This window comes from Lewinella sp. LCG006, from assembly GCF_040784935.1.
GTDB lineage: Bacteria > Bacteroidota > Bacteroidia > Chitinophagales > Saprospiraceae > Lewinella.
On the sequence record NZ_CP160680.1, the window covers coordinates 74747 to 97159 of the forward strand.

A 22413-nucleotide genomic window follows, 5' to 3' on the forward strand; every position below is an offset into this window, starting at 1 on the left:
TAATTATTAATCGCTTGACGAAAGAATAGACAACAAGCGAAGGATTTCAATATAGAGCCATACCAGCGTTACCAGTAAGCCCATTGCGAAGAACCACTCGTAATAAGCAGGTGCTCCGAATTTCTCTCCTTTATCGAAATTATCAAAGTCCAGCAGTAGGTTCATAGAGGCTACGCCAATGATCACCAAGCTGATACCGATACCGATCATGCCACCTTCATGCAAAAAGGGCAAGTTGATACCAAAGAAAGAAAGGGCAAAATTGACGATATAAACCAGGAAAATAGCCCCGGTAGCCATGATCACCCCGCTACGAAACTTCTCTGATACCTTGATGATGCCCATTTTGTAAACAAAAAGCATGACAAAGAATACGGCCATGGTGAGCGTAACCGCCTGGAAGATAATCCCAGGGAAGAACGCTGCTGCGTAGATCATAGAAACCGAACCAACGAAAAATCCTTCGAGGGCCGCGTAAAGCGGTGCTAAAAAGGTTGACCATTCCGGCTTAAAGCTTGCTGCCAGGACGGTCACCAATCCCAGGATTGCACCTCCCCACATGAATAAGGGGCTGGCGTAGGTAAAACCTATGGTAGCCGTAAGCAGCATGATAGCCCCCAGGATCAATGATTTATTTACTGCTCCGCTAACGGTCATCCGTTGTCCGGCCGTCTGAATAAAGTCTCCATCCAATGTGTTCTGAGCTGCGCGTTGTAGCGTTTTCTCCCGAAACATCGGGTTGCTGGAAGACGAAAACATTCCTCTTCTTTTCATAAAAATTGTACTTGTTTTTTGCCAGCGTATTTACCAGCAAACTTTTTATTAAAACTCTAAAATATATATACAATCAGAGACCACCAAGTGTTTATTGATAATTTAAACACTCGACCAATATGGATATCTCCTAGACGAAAACAGGGTCTCCCGAAGGAAGACCCTGTATAACCCCAAAAAACCAAATGAAAACAATCTTCGATAGAATTTGGAAAGGTTGTCGAATCCGCGCGCTTCTTTTCAATTGCTCTAGTTCTTGCGGAGAAACCTCTTCCTGTTAAGCTATTATATTTGCTCAACGATACAAATATAGAATAAAAATAAGTTCATTGGTTGCTTTTCCCCAAAAAAATTTCATATCAAGAAAACCAACAATATCTATTTAGCTTCATTTGTTCATAGAAAAACAACAATAAATTGCTGCTATAGTGTCAATTAAGCGCATTAGCAGTCAGCATTAAGATAAGTTCTGGTTTTTTTTCTAGAAAAAGATAAAAAGCCGTAATATTGTTCCAACAAAAAATTAAAAATTGGCTAAAGTTAAAACAGTTTTCTTTTGTCGGAATTGCGGTAGTGAATCGCCCAAGTGGGAAGGTCAGTGCCGCCAATGTGGAGAATGGAATACCCTGGTAGAAGAAAAAATCTCAAAAACCAATGCCCGCGAAGAGCAGACCCAAAGCTGGCGAAAAGACACCAAACGCACTGGTCCCCGGCCCGTGCCTCTGCCTGAAATCCAGGCAGGAGAAATAGAGCGCCTCGTAAGCCCTGACCAAGAACTCAACCGCGTTCTCGGTGGGGGTATCGTTCCTGGGTCCATCGTCCTGTTTGGCGGCCAGCCGGGAATTGGTAAGTCGACGCTTTTACTACAACTCGCGCTAGGGGTAAACGCTAAAGTCCTCTACGTGAGCGGGGAGGAAAGTGAGCAACAAATCAAGTTGCGGGCCGAACGTTTGGGTGGTAATATGAACAACTGTTTTATCCTGACCGAGACGAACACTCAAAAGGTACTGAACCACGCCTTGGAATTGCAGCCCAAATTAATTGTTGCCGACTCGATCCAGACCCTCTCCTCGCCCAATGTAGACAGCATGCCAGGTACCGTAAGTCAGGTGCGGGAATGTGCTGCTGAGCTGCAACGCTTTGCCAAAGAAACCAATATCCCGGTCTTCCTCATCGGGCACATCACTAAGGAAGGGAGTATTGCCGGCCCTAAATTATTGGAGCACATTGTAGACACGGTCCTCCAGTTTGAAGGTGATCGCAACTATTCCTACCGCATTTTGCGGACGCTCAAAAACCGCTTTGGTTCAACGGATGAGATGGGGATTTACGAAATGCAGACACAGGGATTGCGCGAAGTTTCCAACCCTTCAGAATTGCTGCTTTCACAAAAAGACGAAGAGCTTTCGGGAAGTTCTATTGCGGCGACCATGGAGGGTTTAAGACCCATGCTTATTGAAACCCAGGCCTTGGTAAGTACTGCTGTTTATGGTACGCCTCAACGAACAGCCACTGGTTTTGACTTGAGACGATTGAGCATGTTATTGGCTGTTTTGGAAAAAAGAGCGGGTTTTGCCCTGGGGCAACAAGATGTCTTTCTCAATATCGCCGGAGGCATCCGTGTTGATGACCCAGCTATTGATTTGAGCATCATCGCCGCCATCATGTCGAGCTATGAAGATGTGGCCATTCCTACCGATGTTTGCTTTGCCGGAGAAGTAGGTTTATCAGGAGAGATTCGGGCTGTCAATAGAATCGAACAACGCATTCAGGAAGCTGATCGTCTTGGATTTAAAGAGATTTTTATTTCTCGTTACAACACCAAGGGGCTGGATACGGAGCGGTATGGTATCAAGGTTTACACTATTGGGAAGTTGGAGGAACTGTATAAAGCGCTCTTTGTGTAACTTTACTTTTTTTTGAACAGCTTGATTACCTATTTACATTTTGAGCAATAATAGTCAAACCCTGTTGATCAACGACCAAGAAATACTGCAGTTTTTACAATCCAATCGCAGCAATGAGCAAGACGAAGGGTTGCGGGCATTGTATCAGTTGCACTACGGTATGATTGAGCAACTGGTGCTGCGTAATAACGGCGAGCGAGAAGACGCAGCGGATATTTTCCAAGACGGCTTGGTGGCGCTTTTTCATAAGAGTCGACAAACGGGTTTTGTCCTTACTGCCAGTTTGAAAACCCTATTGTATGCTATCTGTCGAAATCTTTGGTTGATGAAGCTACGGAAAAAGAAAAGAGAAACACCCCTGACGGATGTTCACCAGGAAACCGTAAGTCTGGATGCTGGCATTCTCGACCTTCTGGAAGATAACGACCGGAACCAACTCATAGCTCAAGGATTACAGCAGCTAGGTAGTGACTGCCAAAAGGTATTGCAGCTTTACTATTTTGAGCGATCTAAAATGAAGGATATTGCCGATACCATGGGCTACGCTGGAGAACAGGTTGCGAAAAACAAAAAATCCCGTTGCCTTCGAAAATTACGGGAATGGGTTTTGGCCCAACCAGTGGCGAAGGAGGTTTGGGGGTAGCGGAAGTCAGAAGTCGGAAGTAATGGGATGCGCGTAAATCCAAGAAGGAAAGAAATTCCTTTACGTTGCTATCAATCTTGATTGTGGGAGTAGCAGCTACTAAAGGTTACAAATACTTCCGATTTCCCACTTCCGACCTCCGACTTTATAAAACCTCTGACGTTGAAAAATATACTTTATCGCATAGATAATTAGCCATAATGAGTGAAAAAGAAGATCATTATTGGGATGAGATAGATGATTTCCTGGATGGACACCTGGATCGACAGGCGCACGAAGCGTTCCAGCAGCGGTTGGCTAACGAGCCGGAGTTGGCCAAAGACACCCTATTTCAACAAGAAATGCGGCAGGGCATTGCCTACGGAAGCCAGGACGATCTGAGGAGTCGTTTACAAATGATTCACGAGGAAACGGTAGGGCAACAAACAGCCAGGATAGCCCCTATTGGCCGACAACTTTGGTTGCGGTGGAGTGCGGCTGCCGCCTTGCTGATAGGCGCACTGGGCATCCTCTTTTGGTTGCAACAAAAACCAAGCCCGGAACAGCTGTTTGCCGCCAACTATGAAGTGTACCAACTGGATGCCACCACCCGAGGTGCAGAAGAAAATGAGCAGCATAGCAAAGCCCTAAAAGCCTATCAACAAAAGGATTATACTATCGCCATCGAGCAATTGAGTAATATTCTGCAAAATGATTCGGAAAACCCTACCCTACAATTAGCCTTGGCCATCAGTTATTGGGAAAATGGCCAGCCTCAGCAAGCACAATCCGCCATCAAAACGCTTTTCAATCATCCGCTCCTCAAAGGTCAAGCCTACTGGTATGCGGCTTTATTTGCCCTTGCGGAAGCCAAGCCTGAGGCTGCTGCCAGCTACCTGGAGAAAGTTCCCTCAGATAGTGGTCCGTTGTCTGTAAAAGCGGTTAAATTATTGAAGCAACTAAAAAAATAAACCATCGTTCCATTTTTTTGTTAAGAGGGCAAGGTATTAGAAAAAAAATTCCATGAGTACACTCATTTATCTTGCGATTATCCTGGTTACCATCCTCACGATGGAGTTTGTTGCTTGGTTTGCCCACAAGTACGTGATGCATGGATTTTTGTGGACCTGGCACGAAGATCACCACCAGCCACATCCGGACGATGAAGGTTTTTTTGAAAAAAATGACCTATTCTTTCTCGTCTTCGCCATTCCCAGTGCGGCCAGTTATATCATTGGGCTTAATGTAGAAAACCTCTTCTGGCTTACGTTTGTAGGCATAGGAATTTCCATTTACGGGTTAATCTACTTTCTTATCCACGACGTATATATTCATCAGCGTTTCAAGTGGTTTCGCCAGTTGGACAACCGTTACAGTAGAGCGATCCTGCGAGCACACGGTGCACATCACGCCAATCGCGAAAAGGAGGCCGGAGAATCTTTTGGCCTACTGATAGTCAACAGCAAATATTTTCGTAAGCGTAAAAAAGTAGAAGCTTAGCTTAACTTTGCGGTTGCACAAAATCGTGAATGATGGAGTTACTTGGCCTTCTTGTAGAAATATTGTTGTTAGCACTTGGAGTATACCTCTACCTTTTTGCCCGTGGCATCATTAAGGTTAAAGATCCCCAACGCCGGGAACGTGCAGAAAGCTTCCGTCAGCAGAATGCTAACTGGATGCGCCTTCTAGGGCTGGCTTTAGCGGCCATCATGCTCCTGAATGTAGTCTTGCACATCAGCCAACTCTTCTCCGCAGCGTCTTGATCTTCTACCATTACCTCAAAGCGTCGTACCACCTGCATAAGGGTCAGCTTGCTTACCAAGCAAAGGGAATGTTCTGCGTAAAAATCATTAATATTGCAGTGTTGTCTCCATAGAATGCGAGATACACCATTTTCATCACCAGAGCAGTTTCACTCCTTTTACCATGAAGCACAGTCTTACCCTACTCCTCGTTATCTTCTTTTGCAGTTTGGGCAATAGTCAAATAGACTTCTACCAAACCGATAAAATCCAAAAAATTGAAATCAATTTCAAAGCCGACAATTGGAAATACCTACTGGATTCCCTCCGCTTCAACGGAGAAGAGCTCCTCACGGGCGATATTCGAGTAAACGGCAAACCACTTAACGAGGTAGGAATTCGGTACCGAGACGGACGCTCCTTTACCCCTAACGGGAATCGGAACGGACTCTTCCTTGACCTTGGCACGAAGGACTACCAGGGCCACCACATCATCAACCTGTCCAGCGCCCTCAGGGACCCCTCATTGGTCAGAGAAGTATTAGCAAGTGAAATTGCTCGTACGTACTTTGATGCACCAGCGGCCAATTTCGCACAGGTGACCATCAATGGTGCTCCCTACGGGTTGTTCGTCAATGTGGAAGCCGTTGAAGAAGGCTATCTCAAAAATCGCTTTGGAGATGCCAGTGGTGCTTTAGCATCCCCTACAGAAGAACCCCAGACCATTGTTGCGGAAGGCTGTAACCGCAATGTCTTTGGTTCTTTACAATACGAAAAATCCTTCACTTGCGTGGAAGCCAATTGGAAATCCTTACAAGGCAACCTCGGCCTGGTGCAAGAGTTGTCCTCTTCCCTGAACCATGATCCTGCTAACCTGAACAAAATTCTGGATGTAGATGCAACGCTGTGGATGCTGGCGTTTAACAACCTCTTGGTTAATTTGAATTCCTACTCTGGGCAGTATGCCAGCAACTATTACTTGTACCAACCTAAAGATGGTAAGATTACGCCTATTTTGGGGGAATTGAACCTCGCCTTTGGGAGCTACAAAAATGATGGTATCAATTCATCAGACCTGAGTACCACCGATTTATTGACCCTCTCTCCTACCCTGCACAAGGGTAATGAGCAGCGGCCATTAATCAGCATATTGCTGGCTGACGAGTTGAATCACAAGCAGTACCTCGCTCATTTCCGTACCATTCTGGTAGAATGGGTGATGAGTGGCAAACTGGAGAACCGGGCGAAGGCCCTACAAGCTATGATTAGCGAAGCACGACACAATGATCCCGGCCAGTATTACACCCCTGTCGAATTTAACCAAAGCCTAACCGAAGTCATTGGCAAGCGTAGCCGTATTCCTGGCCTCGTTGATTTTATGGACAAGAGAGCTGGTTGGCTGGAGAGCCAAGAGGTCTATACTTTCCTTCCTCCTGCGATCAGTAAAGTTGGTGTTGAAGGTCGCGAACGCTTTTCAAGTACCCAACTTGATGAGTTCAGAATTCACGCTACGGTGGAAGACTACCCAAAGAATGTCTACCTTTACTATCGTTTTAACGAAAATGAGGCTTTCAAAATGGTCCCCATGAGCAATGATGGCGAGCATTATGATGGCCAAGCCAACGATAACATCTTTGGTGTTGTGATCAAACCAACCGAAGGTCAAGATCGTATTCAATACTACCTGATGGCCGAAAACGTTAAGACCGTAAGCTTTAGCCCCAGCCACTACAATTTCGAACAATACAAAACCAGCTTACGCGAAGTCAATCAGTAACAGCTGTTTTTTTTGTAAAAAATCGTCAATGAATCGCATACTTATTATTTGTGGCCTTTTGGGCTTTCTGTCTTTTGCCGCAAAGGCCCAAGACAAGCTTTATTCGCTTGAACATATTGTAGAGGTCAGGATCAAATTTTCTGAACCCAACTGGCACGAATTGCTGGACTCCCTCAAAGAGCGAGGACAAGACGAGCGACTGATAGCCGATGTGACGGTGGACGGAAAGGCCTACCCCAATTCAGGGATTCGCTACAAAGGCAACAGTTCTTACTTCAACGTCCGTAACGCTGGTGGAAAGAAATTGCCTTTCAATATTAAAGTCAATTTCCAGGAAAAGGACGCTCGCTTACCTGGAGGCTTCGAAACATTGAAGCTTTCCAATGTTTTTCGGGATCCCAGTTTCATTCGGGAGGTCCTGTCTTATGATATCGCTCGTAAATATGTACCAGCACCACAAGCCAATTATTCCAGGGTTTATATTAATGACAATTACCTGGGGCTCTACAATCTATCGGAATCCGTTGATGAAGATTTTTTAAAAGAATACTACGGCAGTAAGAATGGCGTCTTCTTCAAATGCGACCCAAGCTGGGAGCAAGGTGCTCCCGGTACTTGCAAAAAAGGTAACAATGCAAGTCTGGAATTCCTGGGTAGGGACTCCGTTTGTTACTACCCCTACTACGAAATAAAGTCGCCAAGTGGTTGGGGAGAACTCATGAGCTTGATCACGGTCATCAACAACAAGCCGGAAGAGTTGGAGAAGATCATGAACATCAACGAGGCACTGTGGATGATGGCCTACGATAATGTGATGGTTAATCTTGACAGTTACATTGGCCGTCTGTGCCACAATTACTACCTCTACCAAGACGAATACGCTACCTGGCATCCGATCTTATGGGACATGAACCTGAACTTTGGAGGGTTCCGTTACACGGGTATGGGGGCTCCGCTCAGTAACGAAGCGATGCAAGACATGAGTCTGTTTCTGCATTACAAGGAAAACAACGCATTACGCCCCTTTGTCGTGAAGCTGCTGGATGTCAGCCATTACCGCAAGATGTACCTCGCACACGTAAAGACCATTGTTGAAGAAAACTTCAGCAATGGCTGGTACAAGGAGCGCGCCAACGAAATACGTGCCCTTATTAGTGAAGATGTCAACAAAGATCCCAACCGTCTCTATTCCATGGAGCTTTACGAGAAAAACTTGAATGAAACGGTACAAGTGGACAATTCCAGTATTATCGGGATTACCGAGTTGATGGACAAAAGAGCTGAAAACATCATGGCCCATCCCCTGATGCAAAAGCCCCCACCCGTTTTTAGTGAGGTCAAGCATCAGGTCATTGGCAAAGAGGCAATAATTACGGCATCAGTTACCGAAGCCGAAGAAGTATGGCTCTATTTCCGTCCCTCTACCTTTGCGCCTTGGAAGCGCCAACCGATGGCCGCTAACGAAAACAACGAGTGGGCAGCACAGATTGCACTTAGCGATGGTGTGCAATACTATGTGGTAGCGGAAAACAAGTACATTGCGGCACTTTCTCCGGCTCGCGCTGCCCGAGAGTTCCACGAAATCAAGGCAAAGTAATACGTGGCTGTTCTTTATACCAATAACTATCCAGGGCCGCCCTGGTACCAGATCAATGGCCATTGGCAAACGATCCTTCCTGCCTTGCGTGGGCCTAAAGTAGCCTTCCGACGGGAAAGGCTAGAGCTTGATGATGGCGATTTTCTTGATCTCGACTGGCTGCAAAATCAGGGCAATCGCTCATTGGTCATCCTCACGCACGGTTTAGAAGGCAATAGCCGACGGCCATACATGCGCTCCGCAGCCCGCTTCTTTCACGCGCGCGGATGGGACGCACTGGCCTGGAATTGTCGCTCGTGCAGTGGCGAGATGAATCGCCTATTTCGTTTCTATCACCACGGAGAAATCGAGGACATTCACCGCGTGACCAGCTACGCCATGCAACAAAAAGATTACCAGGAAGTCGTGCTGATTGGTTACAGCATGGGTGGTGCCATGATCACCAAATACCTGTCTGTACACAGCCCTGATTTGCCGGAAGTGATCCGTGGAGGCATCGCCTTCTCCTCGCCTTTTGACCTGGAAGCCAGTGTAGATGCCCTTGAGCTACCCGGTAATGAGCTTTATAAAACAAGATTTATGAAGCAACTCGGAGAAAAATTCCGCATTAAAGACCAGCGCTTCCCAGGAAAACTGGACATGGAAAAGTTGGATAAAATTGAAACTTGGAAGCAATTCGATGAATGGTTTACCGCTCCGATACTAGGAGTTGACTCCGCTCAAGAATTTTATGACCTTGCTTCTGCGAAAAATTTTCTCGCAACACTAGAGCGCCCTGTCTTAGCGGTTTCGGCCCTCAATGATCCCATCATTACGGAGGCATGCCTGCCCCTGGAAGAAGCCAAAAACCACCCTTACCTAAGCTTGGAACTCACCCCCGACGGTGGGCACGTAGGGTTTAGTCTACGCCGTAACAAGCACAGCTGGATGGAAGAACGTGCCTGGCAAGAGATACTAAAATGGCGGAATTAAGGTGTAGTTTACTCTCCTGTATTTCCCAAAAGCGACATTCGTATGTAAACTCCACCGTACGGGGTACTGGGTATAGGGTATAGGGATTTTAAGCATCCTAAAGGTAAGCTCTCCCCATCTAAAAGGTAAGTTTTGCAAGATGGAAACTTACAGATATGGTCACAACAAACGCTTGCATAAATCTCAAGTGGACTAGTCTATTGGGAGGACTGATTCTTCTTTCACTTCCGTCATTACGAAGGAGCTTTGGACGCGGCCAATATTGGCGAGCGAGGCCAGCTTTTTGGTGATAAAAAACTGATAGTCGGCCATATCTTTCACGTAAATCTTCAGCAGGTAGTCAAACATTCCGGCAATGTGGTAACAAACCGCTACTTCGGGCAACTGGCGCACATCCTGCTCAAATTGGTCGAGATAAGCCTGGTGATGGCTTTCTAAATTTACCGAACAAAAGACGGTGAGCATAAACCCCAGTTTGGTACGATCCAGGATGGCGGTATACCCCTTGATATAACCTTCGCGTTCTAATCGCTTGATCCGTTCAAAAACCGGCGTATTGGTCATTTGTAGCTCGTGAGCAATTTCCTTAATTTTCAGCTTGCCGTCGGTTTGAAGGAGCTGTAGAATACGGCGATCAATGGCGTCTATTTTTACTTCCATGGTGGTTGGTTTGTGCGCTGTGTCTATGTGTTGAAAAGGGGGTTGTGCTTTTTTTACCACATAGGTACTGAGCCTTTTTTTTGCCACAAAAACATAAAAACACAAAATAGCACGGAATATTTTTTGTGCATTTTGGTGTTTTGGAGCTTTAGTGGCTATTCTTGGTTCCTACCGCAAACATATGAGTCACATAGTTTTTTTATTCGAGGGGGATTATTTTTCTACACTAAGCACTACTAAGAACCAAAATAAGATTTAAAAACTACACCTCTTTGAATTTAAAGCAATAATTTCTTCATCAACAACTAATACTAGACTATTTATCTAAACACCGGTAATTTTGTACGATCAGCAACCAGGCAATAGAGCATTTCTACTGCTACAAAACAGCCCACCATGAAAAAGCACCACGACCACCAATGTGCACCGGAAAGTTTGATGATGTCTCACGGCTACGAGCCGGAATGGTCGGAAGGGGCCATTAAGTCTCCCATTTTCCAAACTTCCACTTTTGTTTTTCAAACAGCAGAGGAAGGGAAGGCTTTTTTTGAAGTCGCTTACGGACTTCGCCACCAGGCACAGGAAGAAAAATTGGGCTTAATCTATAGCCGAATCAACAACCCTAACCTGGAAATTTTAGAAACACGCCTTTGTTTATGGGACCAGGCCGAAGACTGTGCTGTTTTTGAGAGTGGCATGTCTGCGATCAGTACGGTTTTACTGGAGTTTCTGAAGCCGGGTGACGTACTTCTGTACAGCAATCCAGTTTACGGCGGCACCGATCACTTTATCCACCATCTGCTCCCACAGTTAGGGGTCACGGCTATTGCTTTTAATGAAGAAGATCACTACCAGGACATTGTGGACCGGGTAGCAGCCACGGGGAAAGGAGATCGCTTGAAGCTCGTGTACGTAGAAACGCCCGCCAACCCAACGAATGCGTTGATTGACATTGCGATGTGTCGTAAAGTTGCCGACCATTTTGCAAGCGATGAAAATCCCGTGCATTTAGCGGTGGACAACACTTACATGGGGCCCCTTTGGTCGCATCCGCTGCAATTGGGTGCCGACTTGGTCATTTATTCAGCCACCAAATACATTGGCGGGCACAGCGACCTGATTGCCGGTGCGGTGTTGGGAAATGCCGCTACGATCAAGCGCATCAAAGTATTAAGGACTTTCCTCGGCAATATGTCCAGTCCTAATACCTGCTGGTTACTGCTTCGTAGTTTAGAAACCCTCAAGGTTCGGATGGAACGCCAGCAACAGAATGCGGAGGAAATTGCCACTTTTCTACAGGAGCACCCCATGGTAGAGAAGGTTTACTACTTAGGCCTTTTACCCAAAGGCAGTGAAGCCTACGAACTGTATAAGCGGCAATATACCTCGCCCGGCGCGATGATTTCTTTTGCAATCAAAGGAGGTGAAGCAGAAGCGTTTAAGTTTCTCAACGAACTACGCTTGTTCCAGTTGGCCGTGAGCCTGGGCAGCACCGAATCTTTGGCCCAGCACCCGGCGAGCATGACCCACATTGGCGTAGACCCTGCCACCCGCCAACGGCTGGGCATCACCGACAAGCTGGTACGTTTGTCGATAGGCGTAGAAAATGTCAACGACCTATGCTGGGATTTGGGACAGGCTCTGGATCATGTGGCGACGAAAATGGCGGAAAAGGAGGTGGAAGAGGAGGTGGTGTAGTGTTGAACACACCTCGACGTAGGCTGAGCCGACGCCGAACAGGGTGAGGTCGGACAAAGGATGGCAGCGGTATGCGCGCAGCGATAGCGAGCACATAAGAGCGGACAGCCTGGTGCCGGTAGTGGCGTTGGCAAAGCAACGCCACTACCGGCATGGCCCCAAAACAAATACCTTGACCGATGACAAATTAAGCTTGGACCCTGGTGTAGTTGCCCATCTACTGTATTATCTTTGCCCTACGAAGTTGATCTATTTCAACTTGTTGATAAGCAATATGATCCCAAAACATTCATTGCCTTTCTGGGGCATGGTGACCCTACTTGGTCTTTTAGTTTTTCCGCTACAAGGACAAACTCCTCTACTAGATACCATTTCCATTGATTTTGGGAGTATTCCTTCCCCACTTCCGTGGCAAAACATGAGCAATACAAAGGATGGCGTGCTGCGCCGTTTGGTCAATCAAGCGCAAGTGGCAACCCCTTATAGTATATCCGTCAACGATGCGTTCAACAAGATCAATACCGAGGGCAATGCCAACCCGGACCCAACGCTTGGTTTTCCAGCTACGGCTACCGGGGACAGCTTTTTTGGCAATACCGCTCCTTTTGAAGGAATGACCGAACCTACCGGTGGAGTTGTTTTGCAAAACCTTAGCCCTCAGAAATACTATAAAATATTGATTTATGCTGCGCGACAGTCTACAGAGATGCGCGAAACGCGGTACATCGTAAAAGGGCAAACAACGGACACTGTGTATTTGAACACTTCCAATTTAGCTAGCAAAGGTGTTTCCGTACGGCTCTTGCCCAGTAAGACAGGAGAAATCACGATCTCTGCTACTGCTGCGCCGAGGACGCAAAGTAAAACAGGATTTTTCTACCTGGGTGCACTTAAAATCATCTACCAGCCCGACCCGCCGCCTAAGCCTTTCCTACAATTGAGTTCGCCAGTTGACGGAGCCTATTGGCAAACGGGGAAATCCCCCTTCATCAGCTGGGCTACCAATTCCAAAGATTCGGTTCGGCTGGCTTATTCTCTTGATTTCGGGTATACCTGGACGGATATTGCCACCCTTCCACCCAATGTGACGCACTACCCATGGACGATTCCCGATGTGCCTTCCTACGCCTGCCAGGTACGCATCAGTACGGGGGATATGACCGCTGAAAACAAGGGCGTTTTTACCATTACCAAAGATGATTTCCGTTTTCCAATCGTCGTTTTAGGTTCTTCCACCGCAGCCGGCACTGGCGTAAGCAAACCTGATAGCAGTTGGGTGAACCGTTGGCGAGCTTGGTTGAATGAGGATACGCGCTTTGAATTGATTAATTTGGCCAAACCCGGGTATACCAGCTACCACGTTTTACCCTCTGGAACAGCCATCCCACCACAGCTCAGCGTAAGTATAGATAGCAGTAGGAACATTACCCATGCGCTTAGCTATGGCCCCAAGGTGGTCTTGATCAATATGCCCTCCAACGATGCCTCTTACAGCATTCCGGTAGCGGATCAACTACATAATTTCCAACAGATCATGGCCGCTGCTACTTTTGGTGGTGCCAGTGCCTGGATAACCACCACGCAGCCTCGTAAATTCAACGACACCTTGAAGGTACAATTGCAGGAAATCGTCCGTGATTCCATAGAATGTATCTACAGCACCAAAGCAATAGACTTTTGGAAGGGCTTTGCCAATGAAGACGGGACCATCAAAAAAATCTATGATGCTGGCGACTATACCCACATGAATGACCTGGGGCACGCCTTGTTGTTTAAGCGCATCCTGGCGTCGGGCATTGTCAGAAAACACCGAAATGTAAACGTAGACCTTGCGTTGACCCTGGACACCTTGGCGCAAGAGTGGCTTTTTGAGTTTCAATTGCCACATACCGGTATCGTTGATGTTGTCATTGAAAATGACCAGGGCCGTTCGGTACAGAAAGCCTCGTTCAGTACACGTCCAGAAAGTAAGCAATCGTTACGCTTCCCGGCCAAGCCCAAAAGCCTGCAAACGCCTTACTTGCTCTTTACTTTTACCCTAAAAGATACGGAAGGGAGGATTACCGAAGTAAAGCAGCCCTTTGCGGTATGGAAGGAGATAGGGTTTGTTCGTCCTTAGTAGGCAGCTGGCCAGGCTGTGATGTTAGCAAAACGGAATTTTATGTACATACCGACGTAGGCAAAGCCAACGCCGAACGAGGGAATAATCGGGCTAAAGCCCGAGTTACTGCAACTGCTGAGTCGCCGCTTCGTAGCCGATTTTAAAGACCTCATCAATACGGTTCATACTGAAAGTACCTACTTCGTTGAGCTGGTGGGGAGCAATGAGGATATCACAATGAGGGAATTTTTTTTCTGATTGGACAGCCATTCCAATTTTGAATGCGCGCTCCAATACGGCCATCGAATTGGTCAGTTCCCCCGGTTGAACAACAGGAAGTGGACTAACGTAGGAACCAATGATCGTATCACACAGCGGCAAGAGTGGTTCTACGGGAAAATTATTGGTGATGGCTCCATCCGCATAAAAAGTACCCTCAATCTCCACCGGAGAGAGCACCATAGGAAAAGCCGCGGAGGCCAGGACCTTACGAACCAGAGTGCCTTCCTTCCAAATTACATTCTTCCCTTTTTCAATATCCGTAGCAGAAACAAAGAGAGTTTTGGTCAGGCTTGCAAAGCTATCGCCCGGCAGATAGGTAGCAAACAGGTGCTCGAACTTATCCGTATCCAAAATCCCCGGCTTACGGTAGGTATAGTTTTGCCAGGAAAACATGGAAGTTGATTTGAAAAAATGAAGAATTTCTTCCCAAGAATGCCCCGCCGCATAGAAAGCACCTACGATGGCACCGGCACTCGCACCCGCAATGTATTCAGGAAAAATACCGTGCTCTTCGAGGGCCTTGATCACCCCGAGATGAGCTATTCCTCGGACGCCACCACCAGAGAGGGCCATCCCGTACTTTTTAGTTTCCATGGGTCATAATATTCGAAAAAACGATACCAAAGTTATTCACTATAAAAAACATCGTCAAGCAACAACATTAAAAGCCTTATAAAATAAGATATTAAAAAATTGAAAATCAAAGATTTAAAACCAAAAAACAAAATAAAACTTCTTATTATCCACAAAAATTGTCCGTGACATTTGAATACAGGCAGCCTAAGTTTGCGCAGTAATCGGGAGAAAAGCAAGTAGACACCTGGCCAATTATTTTATCGGACTCACCAGATGTCTAGCACCTAAAACCCATTTACTCCATATTCATTAAACCTTGTACTATGCGTAAACTACACTTTTTTTTCATCGCGTTTTTACTCCCACTGTGGATGATGGCGCAAATTACCGTCACCAGTACCGCAGACAGCGGGCCAGGAACGCTGCGACAGGCGGTGATAGACATTCCTGTCGGCGGAACCATCGACTTCAACGTCGGTGGCCCCATTCTGCTAACTTCCGGGCAAATTAACCTAGAGAAAAACATGACCCTGGATGCTTCTGGGCCTGGTTTGGTTATCGATGCCAGTGGCAACGGTACTAATCGGATATTTGGCGTTTATGGCAATGCCGTGGTCAATCTGAGAAATATTGAGATGGCCAATGCGAACTCTCCCGGTGCCTTTGGTGGAGCGATTGAAGTTTCGGTAGCTACGCTTAATGCTGCCAATTGTACTTTTCGTAATAATTCTGGTGGCCCCGGAGGCGCTGTATCTGTTGGATTTGGTACCGGCAACTTTTTCAATTGTAACTTCATCGACAACAGCGGAACTTTACAGGGCGGAGCGTTAGATATCAATACGAACAGTACTTCTACCGTTGCGAATTGCCTGTTTTACAATAATCAATCAAGCACCAACGGTGGAGCTATTGCCTTGGTGTTTAGTGCCACAGGCACTATTGTTAATAATACGATCAGTGAAAACAGTGCCAGTAATGGCGGTGGAGTTTTTCAAGATGGGAGTGCTGGGGATATCACCCTGTATAACAATATCATTGCCAACAATACGGGTAGTAGCCCGGATTTTGCTCAGCTTGGCCCATCTTTTACTGCCGATAACAATCTGATTGGCGACGCTAATGGTTCAAACATTGCTATAGGCACCAATGGCAACATCACGGGTGATCCTCGCTTTGTAAGCCCTGGTGGAGGTAACTACCGGTTGAACGACAACTCTCCCGCCATCAACGCGGGCGACGCCAGCCTGCTCCCCACTGACATCCTCGATGTAGATGGAGATGGCGCCGGCGAAACGCTGGATGTGGATCTGGACCTGACGGAGCGCATCAAAGTGTGTGCATTGGATATGGGTGCTTTTGAATCCGCCATTAGTGCACTTTACGTCACCAACACCGAAGACAGTGGCCCCGGCTCGCTGCGCGCTGCAATTAATTGTGCCAATGCCGAGCCCGGCATCGACGACATCTTCTTTGATATTGATGGTGGTGGATCGCATACCATCAATGTTGCCACCGTACTTCCTACCCTTATTGATGATGGTATCATCGTTTATGGCACTTCTCAGCCCGGTTATGCGGGTACGCCGCTGATCACCCTTGATGGAGGGGGTACCGCAGAAGATGGTTTCCGCCTGATCGGCGACGGACAAGGCGTGCTGGGCATGAAAATTGTCAATTTTCCTGGCCAAGGAATCGGAATGTTTGTCGCCACTAACTTCAATATTTTTGAGTGTATCATCACTGAAAATGGTTTCAGTCAAATCTTCTTAGGAGCTGCTCAGTTTGGCAGTATTTCTGAAAATATTCTCAATATTGATGAAAATGGTGTTGCGAACTCGCAGGATGCTACCGGCATTTGGTTTCAGGAAAGCACCCGTGACATATCTGTTTTCAACAATACGATGGGTGGACTTAATAACAGCTCCACTGGCATCATTACCATGCTGGGAACAGGTTCCTCCTTTAATATCTTCACCGATAACTTCATCGGCACCAATGCTGCGGGTGACGATTACGGCGGCAACTTTGGAATTTATGTACAGGACGATTCCTCTAACCAATTCATAAGAAATACGATCAGTTTCAATCAGACCGGTATTTTCAACCGCTCTGGATCACAGAATAACTTTTATTCTGAGACCAATTTCTTCTGTAATGAAAATGCCGCTATTGCTATGGAAGGCGGTGGCAACGGTGGCATCCAGCCTCCAGTGATTACGAGTGCGACTCCTGATGCCGTAAGTGGAACGGCAGCGCCTAATGCCGTATTACATTTCTATTTTCAGGACAATACCGCTTGCCCTGGAAATACGACCTGCCAGGGTTCCTATATTGGAACACTTACCGCTGATGGCAGTGGAAACTTTACCGGGCCAGCCATACTTACAGAAGGACAGGTGATCACGGCTACCCAATACGATCCTACTACCCTCAACACCTCCGCCCTGGCGGACTGTGCGACGGTAATGCCCGACCCCTGTAATCCCGATCTCGACGATCCGACCATAACCCTGTTGGTCAATGACGTAACCATTGAATGTTCCGAGGGAATTCCCGGAATTCTGGTACCTGGGGTAGACATCATAGCCGCCGACGCTTGTGATGGCGATATTAGTGCTAATATTCAGTATGTAGGCAGTACTTTTGATGATCAGGATTGTTCCAACGGTACCATCCAGATCATTACTGACACCTACCGCATCACCGATGCTGCTGGCAACACTGCCGAAGTGCAATGGGTACAGACCCGTATTGACACCGAACCGCCGGTATGGGATGATCCTACCCTATCGCTTAGCTTAACGGCCGAATGTGGCGATGATATTGATGCCTTACTGGCCGCTAACCTACCCACCGCTACGGATGGTTGTGATCTTACAACGGTAGAAATACTCCTCGATGGTGCGCTGGCTACACCCCTGTGTGGCTTGACCTCAGAAACGACCTACTTCTACCAGGCCGTCGATCAGTGTGGCAATGCCAACCCGGATTTCTACACCATTACCGTAACGACAACCGATAATACGGCACCTACTTTTACCTCCGGACCTAACCAAAATATCACCGTAGATGTTGACGCTGGCACCTGTGAAGCTGCCGTGATCGGACTTTCTGTAACGGCCACCGATGGCTGTGGCTCCGTAACCATCACCAACGATTCGCCATTTGCTACCAACCCCAATGAAGACGCCAGTGGCTTGTATTCTCCGGGAGCTTATGTGATCACCTACACCGCAACGGATGATTGTGGCAACGAAGAATTTTACGTGGTGAACCTGACGGTCCTACAACCTGATCCGCCGACCTTTACTGGTCTTCCTGCCACCAACCTTATTATCGTAGAGTGTGGTGATCCTTTTCCTGATTTTAACATCTCCGCCTTCGATGGTAATGGCAACGATATCAGCAATGATATTTTTAGCGACATTACCATATTAGTTGGTGACTGTGCTTTGGGTGAAGCCTTGGAAACTTATGATTTCCTGTATAGCGTGAACGATGCCTGCGGACAAAATGCCTCCGCCAGTTTTACGGTTGAAATCAGAGATACCCAGGCGCCGGAGTGGGATAGTCCCAACCTGAACCTCGTCATCGATGCAGAATGTGGCGATGATGTAGACGCCATCCTCGCAGCCAACTTGCCGACGGCTACCGATGCTTGTGGAACCACAACCGTTAACTTGGTACTGGCCACCAGCGGGATTACCTGTGGCGGTGGCAATGCCTCCTCGGGCACCTACACCTACGAGGCGGTTGACAATTGCGGCAACGCCAATCCTGATCTATTCACCATTACGGTCAACCTGAACGATACCCAGGCACCTTTGCTTTCGGGCGTACCAAATGATGTCACCATCGGTTGTGGCGATCCCTACCCTAACGAAGCCGACCTTTTCGCCAACCTCGCTGCCTTTGATGCTTGTGACGGCGACCTTACAGGGCTGATCACCATCCTGCCTCCGGGCTTGATTGTAGGTTGTGTGCCTGCGCCAACCATTGAATACAACTACCTCTTCTCGGTGATTGATGCTTGTGGCAACGAAACCAGTGCAGACTTCACCATTACCGTCATCAACGATCTGACGGTGGACCTCGGCCCTGACCAGAGCGTATGTGGCAACGCCATCACCCTGGATGCAGGCAACCCTGGCCTGGAATACGAATGGTCAACCGGTGCAATGACGCAAACCATTGACGTAACCATGGCCGGCACCTACTCGGTGACTGTAAGTGGTGGCAACGGCTGCTGTGCGATTGGTTCCGTAACGGTTACCGGCGGTACTGCCCCTGATGCGATGGCAACCGGCGGTACACTGAGCTGTGCAACGGGTAGTGTACAACTGATGGGTAGCTCTACTACTCCAGGCGTCAGCTACAGCTGGACGGGACCGAACAACTTTATGAGTGGTGACCAAAACCCATTCGTGACCATGCCCGGCACCTACACCCTGACGGTAACTTCTCCGGATGGCTGTACCGCTACTGCTGATGCCGTGGTTGATCAGGATGCGAACGTACCCAACCTGACAGCGATGGGTACCACGATTGATTGTGGCCCTGGACCGTTTTTCGTCACGGCGAATTCAACGACCCCAGGCGTAACTTACTTGTGGACAGATCCTGATGGCTTTACCACCACTGATCAAAACGCAGAGGTATTTACAACCGGAGGAACCTACACCGTAGTGGCTACCGCACCTAACGGCTGTACCGCAACGGCAATGGTTGAGGTGATTCTCAATAATGCGCCGCCAACCCTTACTGCTCCAGGTGATGCACTGGATTGTGCGACCAGCAGTGTGCAACTGATGGCTACGGGCACCCCTGCCGGAGGTACTTACAGCTGGACTGGCCCCAACGCCTTTATGTCTAGTGAGCAAAATCCGACGGTAACTTTGGCAGGTGACTACATGGTAACCTATACTGGCACCAATGGCTGTACCGCAATGGCTACCGCTACCGTAACCGGCAATACTGACGCCCCCGATGCGATGGCTACTGGTGGCACGTTGAGCTGTGCGACTGGCAATGTGCAACTTATGGGTAGCTCTACTACCCCCGGCGTAAGCTACAGCTGGACCGGACCCAACAGTTTCATGTCTGGTGATCAGAACCCATTCGTGACCTTGCCCGGAACGTATACCCTGACGGTAACTGCTCCGAACGGCTGTACGGCTACCGCTGATGCAATCGTGGATCAGGATGCGAATGTACCTGACCTGACGGCAATGGGCACCACGATTGATTGTGGCCCCGGACCGTTTTTTGTTACCGCAAATTCAACGACTCCAGGCGTAACCTACTTGTGGACAGATCCTGATGGGTTTACTACCACTGATCAAAATCCAGAGGTATTTACTACCCTGGGAACCTATACGATTGTGGTTACTGCACCTAACGGCTGTACCGCTACCACCACGGTAGAAGTAACCCAGGACATTGCCGAACCCATGATGGTGACCGCTACCGGCGGAACGCTGGATTGTGCTACGGGTACCCTGCAACTGATGGGTAATTCGACTACGCCTGGTGTAACCTACGCCTGGACCGGCCCTAACGCCTTCATGTCGAGCGAGCAGAATCCTACAGTGAATACGGCGGGTACTTATACCCTTACCGTAACTGGTACTAATGGCTGTACCGCTACAGCTGATGCTGTGGTGATGGACAATCCAGGAGGAGCACCCGTGGCCGCATTTACGGCTGCCACCAACGAATTGCAAGCCAGCTTCACCGACAACTCTACCGGAACGCCTAGTGCCTGGGCTTGGGACTTTGGCGACGGAATGAGCTCTACGCAGCAAAACCCGACCCACAATTATATCACTCCGGGCACTTACACGGTTTGTTTGACCGTCACCAATGATTGTGGCGACAACCAGGTTTGTGAATCCGTAACCGTAGATGTCAGCACTACTGGATTAGTGACCTTCAACATCGGAACCGTAACCGGCCAACCCGGCGACATTGTAGAGATTCCGGTGAGTGTAGAGAACTTTACCGACATCGTTTCTTTCCAGAAATCGATCCACGTAGCGGACCCTACGGTTGCTCGTCTGGTAGGCGTGAACAACTTCAACCTTTCAGAACTCGACAATTCGGACTTTAACCTGGCTAGTGATGAGACCATTACTTCGGTGTGGTTCAGCGCCACTGGCATTAGTGTAGCGGACGGAGAAGTGATCTACACCATCCAGGTGGAGCTGCTTTCTACCGTTGATGAATGTACCGCTGTGTTTATGGATGACAATCCTACTTTCGTAGAAGTGGGCGCCATCAACGGCGGCTTGGTGGGTGCTGTACCTTACGTACTGAACGGCGGCGAAGCCTGTATCCTCGCGAAAGTAGACATCCTGGGAAAAGTTTACCGGGAAACCGGTGCACCGCTGGACGAAGTGGTTGTAGATTGTACTGGTCAGCCAGCCACCATAACGGATGTAAACGGCGACTACGCATTCCTCGACATGACGGCAGGCCAACCTTACACCGTAACGCCTAGCCGCAACACCAACCACGTAGATGGGGTAACAGCCCTGGATTTGGCTTTGATTCAACGCCACATCCTCAATGTACAGATGCTGGATTCTCCCTACAAGATCATTGCTGCTGACGTAGACGTTTCTGGTCTGGTGAGTGGTATTGACCTGGTGAAAATCCAACAGTTGATTCTGAACATCACGACGGAATTCCCGGACTTCAACTCCTGGCGTTTTGTGGATCAGGAATACACCTTCCTGAACCCTGCCAACCCGCTACAGGAAGCCTTCCCCGAAGAGATTGACTTTGTGAGTCTCGACCGCGATACCATGGGCAACGATTTCATTGCCATGAAACTGGGAGACGTGAACAACACCGCCATGGGATTACAAGAACCCAACGGCGGCAACCTCAACCTGGTGATCACGGAAACGACCGATGCCAATGGGGACTTGTTGATCAGCTTCCGTTCGGCGGAACACACGGCGATTTCTGCCTACCAATTTGACATCTGGTTTGACCAGTACCAAATGCAGTTCGCAGAAGTGATTCCTGGTGCTTTACCAGGCTTGAACTCCACCTTCTTTGGCCGTAATCGCCTGGACGAAGGCTTGATCACTACCCTGTGGTACGATCCTACCGCGCAAGTAGACGGTTGGGAACTGGAGGCCGATGAGGTACTCTTCACCCTGAAGTTTGCAGCGTCGAACATCAGCACCCGCATGGAAGAACGCATTCAGACGAATGTGGCGACGATGCGCTCGGCCGGCTACACCAACACTGGTGAAGCCCTGGATATCCAGACGGATTACCGCTCTGAGGTAACTTCGACGAGTAATCCGGTAGAGAAAACGGTATCCGTGGATGCACTACAGCCGAACCCATTCGTAGCGGAAGCTACCCTGAAGTTCTTCCTGTCAGAAGGAGCGGATGTGGATGTCCAGTTGCTGGATATCAGCGGCAAGCAGATTATACGCCAAGGAGCTTACTACCCTGCCGGGCAGCAGCGCTTGCAGTTGGATGGTCGTGATTTGCCAGCAGCGGGTATGTATTACCTGGTCTTCAAGGCCGGAGCGTTTACCACTACGCAAAAGGTGGTTTTACAGCGATAAAATTGGATCTTTTGGAGGTTCCCGCCGGCTTGTTCCGGCGGGAAATCTCTTTTTTCATGCCGTAGTTTGGAGTTTTCATTGGCCGCAGACCTGCCTGCCCGCAAGCTGGTCTTGCA

Annotated in this window: 14 protein-coding genes; 11 read left to right on the top strand and 3 right to left on the bottom strand. The window is 48.2% G+C overall.

Going from position 1 to position 22413, the window contains the following annotated elements; genetic code table 11:
* Positions 1 to 6: 6 nt before the first annotated feature.
* On the bottom strand, positions 7 to 774 hold the full coding sequence (locus tag AB0L18_RS00255) for a Bax inhibitor-1/YccA family protein (protein WP_367390579.1): 768 nt from the start codon (positions 772 to 774) through the stop codon (positions 7 to 9).
* Positions 775 to 1304: 530 nt separating this feature from the next.
* On the opposite strand from AB0L18_RS00255, the gene radA reads away from it, so the two are divergent.
* The 8 genes from radA (at position 1305) to AB0L18_RS00295 (ending at position 9391) form a co-directional block, all read left to right on the top strand.
* Positions 1305 to 2681: a DNA repair protein RadA gene (gene radA / locus AB0L18_RS00260; protein WP_367390580.1), complete on the top strand. Its 1377-nt coding sequence runs from the start codon at positions 1305 to 1307 to the stop codon at positions 2679 to 2681.
* A gap of 40 nt (positions 2682 to 2721) precedes the next feature.
* A complete protein-coding gene (locus AB0L18_RS00265; RefSeq protein ID WP_367390581.1) occupies positions 2722 to 3324 on the top strand; it encodes an RNA polymerase sigma factor in 603 nt (200 codons plus the stop codon).
* Positions 3325 to 3524: 200 nt separating this feature from the next.
* Positions 3525 to 4274: a tetratricopeptide repeat protein gene (locus tag AB0L18_RS00270; protein ID WP_367390582.1), complete on the top strand. Its 750-nt coding sequence runs from the start codon at positions 3525 to 3527 to the stop codon at positions 4272 to 4274.
* 52 nt (positions 4275 to 4326) lie between these two features.
* Complete coding sequence (locus AB0L18_RS00275; protein ID WP_367390583.1) at positions 4327 to 4803, top strand: fatty acid hydroxylase; 477 nt, start codon at positions 4327 to 4329, stop codon at positions 4801 to 4803.
* A gap of 29 nt (positions 4804 to 4832) precedes the next feature.
* The gene (locus tag AB0L18_RS00280) at positions 4833 to 5066 is read left to right on the top strand and encodes a hypothetical protein (RefSeq protein ID WP_367390584.1); all 234 of its coding nucleotides are present in this window, start codon (positions 4833 to 4835) and stop codon (positions 5064 to 5066) included.
* A gap of 163 nt (positions 5067 to 5229) precedes the next feature.
* Positions 5230 to 6822, top strand: coding sequence for a CotH kinase family protein (locus AB0L18_RS00285; protein ID WP_367390585.1), 1593 nt, complete (start codon positions 5230 to 5232; stop codon positions 6820 to 6822).
* Between the two features lie 28 nt (positions 6823 to 6850).
* Positions 6851 to 8419 carry a CotH kinase family protein gene (locus tag AB0L18_RS00290; RefSeq protein ID WP_367390586.1) on the top strand — a complete coding sequence of 523 codons (1569 nt, stop codon included), beginning with the start codon at positions 6851 to 6853 and terminating at the stop codon, positions 8417 to 8419.
* Between the two features lie 3 nt (positions 8420 to 8422).
* On the top strand, positions 8423 to 9391 hold the full coding sequence (locus AB0L18_RS00295; protein WP_367390587.1) for a YheT family hydrolase: 969 nt from the start codon (positions 8423 to 8425) through the stop codon (positions 9389 to 9391).
* Positions 9392 to 9583: 192 nt separating this feature from the next.
* Here the strand turns inward: AB0L18_RS00295 and AB0L18_RS00300 are convergent, their stop codons facing one another.
* Positions 9584 to 10051 (bottom strand): Lrp/AsnC family transcriptional regulator, encoded by a 468-nt coding sequence (locus AB0L18_RS00300; RefSeq protein WP_367390588.1) that lies wholly within the window; start codon positions 10049 to 10051, stop codon positions 9584 to 9586.
* Between the two features lie 396 nt (positions 10052 to 10447).
* Between AB0L18_RS00300 and AB0L18_RS00305 the strand changes: the two genes are divergently transcribed.
* Positions 10448 to 11749: a cystathionine gamma-synthase family protein gene (locus AB0L18_RS00305; protein WP_367390589.1), complete on the top strand. Its 1302-nt coding sequence runs from the start codon at positions 10448 to 10450 to the stop codon at positions 11747 to 11749.
* 43 nt (positions 11750 to 11792) lie between these two features.
* Entirely contained in the window at positions 11793 to 13868 is a 2076-nt protein-coding gene (locus AB0L18_RS00310) for an SGNH/GDSL hydrolase family protein (RefSeq protein ID WP_367390590.1), read from the top strand.
* Positions 13869 to 13973: 105 nt separating this feature from the next.
* On the opposite strand, the gene AB0L18_RS00315 is transcribed toward AB0L18_RS00310, so the two are convergent.
* On the bottom strand, positions 13974 to 14726 hold the full coding sequence (locus AB0L18_RS00315; protein WP_367390591.1) for a patatin-like phospholipase family protein: 753 nt from the start codon (positions 14724 to 14726) through the stop codon (positions 13974 to 13976).
* A 305-nt stretch (positions 14727 to 15031) separates the two neighbouring features.
* Here AB0L18_RS00315 and AB0L18_RS00320 point away from each other — a divergent pair, with 305 nt between their 5' ends.
* Entirely contained in the window at positions 15032 to 22297 is a 7266-nt protein-coding gene (locus AB0L18_RS00320) for a PKD domain-containing protein (protein ID WP_367390592.1), read from the top strand.
* The last annotated feature ends 116 nt before the right edge of the window (positions 22298 to 22413 follow it).

Excerpts from the sequence above, each read along its gene's own strand:
- AB0L18_RS00255 (WP_367390579.1), bottom strand. The coding sequence starts at position 774 with ATGAAAAGAAGAGGAATGTTTTCGTCTTCCAGCAACCCGATGTTTCGG.
- AB0L18_RS00270 (WP_367390582.1), top strand. The coding sequence starts at position 3,525 with ATGAGTGAAAAAGAAGATCATTATTGGGATGAGATAGATGATTTCCTG.
- AB0L18_RS00275 (WP_367390583.1), top strand. The coding sequence starts at position 4,327 with ATGAGTACACTCATTTATCTTGCGATTATCCTGGTTACCATCCTCACG.
- AB0L18_RS00280 (WP_367390584.1), top strand. The coding sequence starts at position 4,833 with ATGATGGAGTTACTTGGCCTTCTTGTAGAAATATTGTTGTTAGCACTT.
- AB0L18_RS00285 (WP_367390585.1), top strand. The coding sequence starts at position 5,230 with ATGAAGCACAGTCTTACCCTACTCCTCGTTATCTTCTTTTGCAGTTTG.
- AB0L18_RS00290 (WP_367390586.1), top strand. The coding sequence starts at position 6,851 with ATGAATCGCATACTTATTATTTGTGGCCTTTTGGGCTTTCTGTCTTTT.
- AB0L18_RS00300 (WP_367390588.1), bottom strand. The coding sequence starts at position 10,051 with ATGGAAGTAAAAATAGACGCCATTGATCGCCGTATTCTACAGCTCCTT.
- AB0L18_RS00305 (WP_367390589.1), top strand. The coding sequence starts at position 10,448 with ATGAAAAAGCACCACGACCACCAATGTGCACCGGAAAGTTTGATGATG.
- AB0L18_RS00315 (WP_367390591.1), bottom strand. The coding sequence starts at position 14,726 with ATGGAAACTAAAAAGTACGGGATGGCCCTCTCTGGTGGTGGCGTCCGA.
- AB0L18_RS00320 (WP_367390592.1), top strand. The coding sequence starts at position 15,032 with ATGCGTAAACTACACTTTTTTTTCATCGCGTTTTTACTCCCACTGTGG.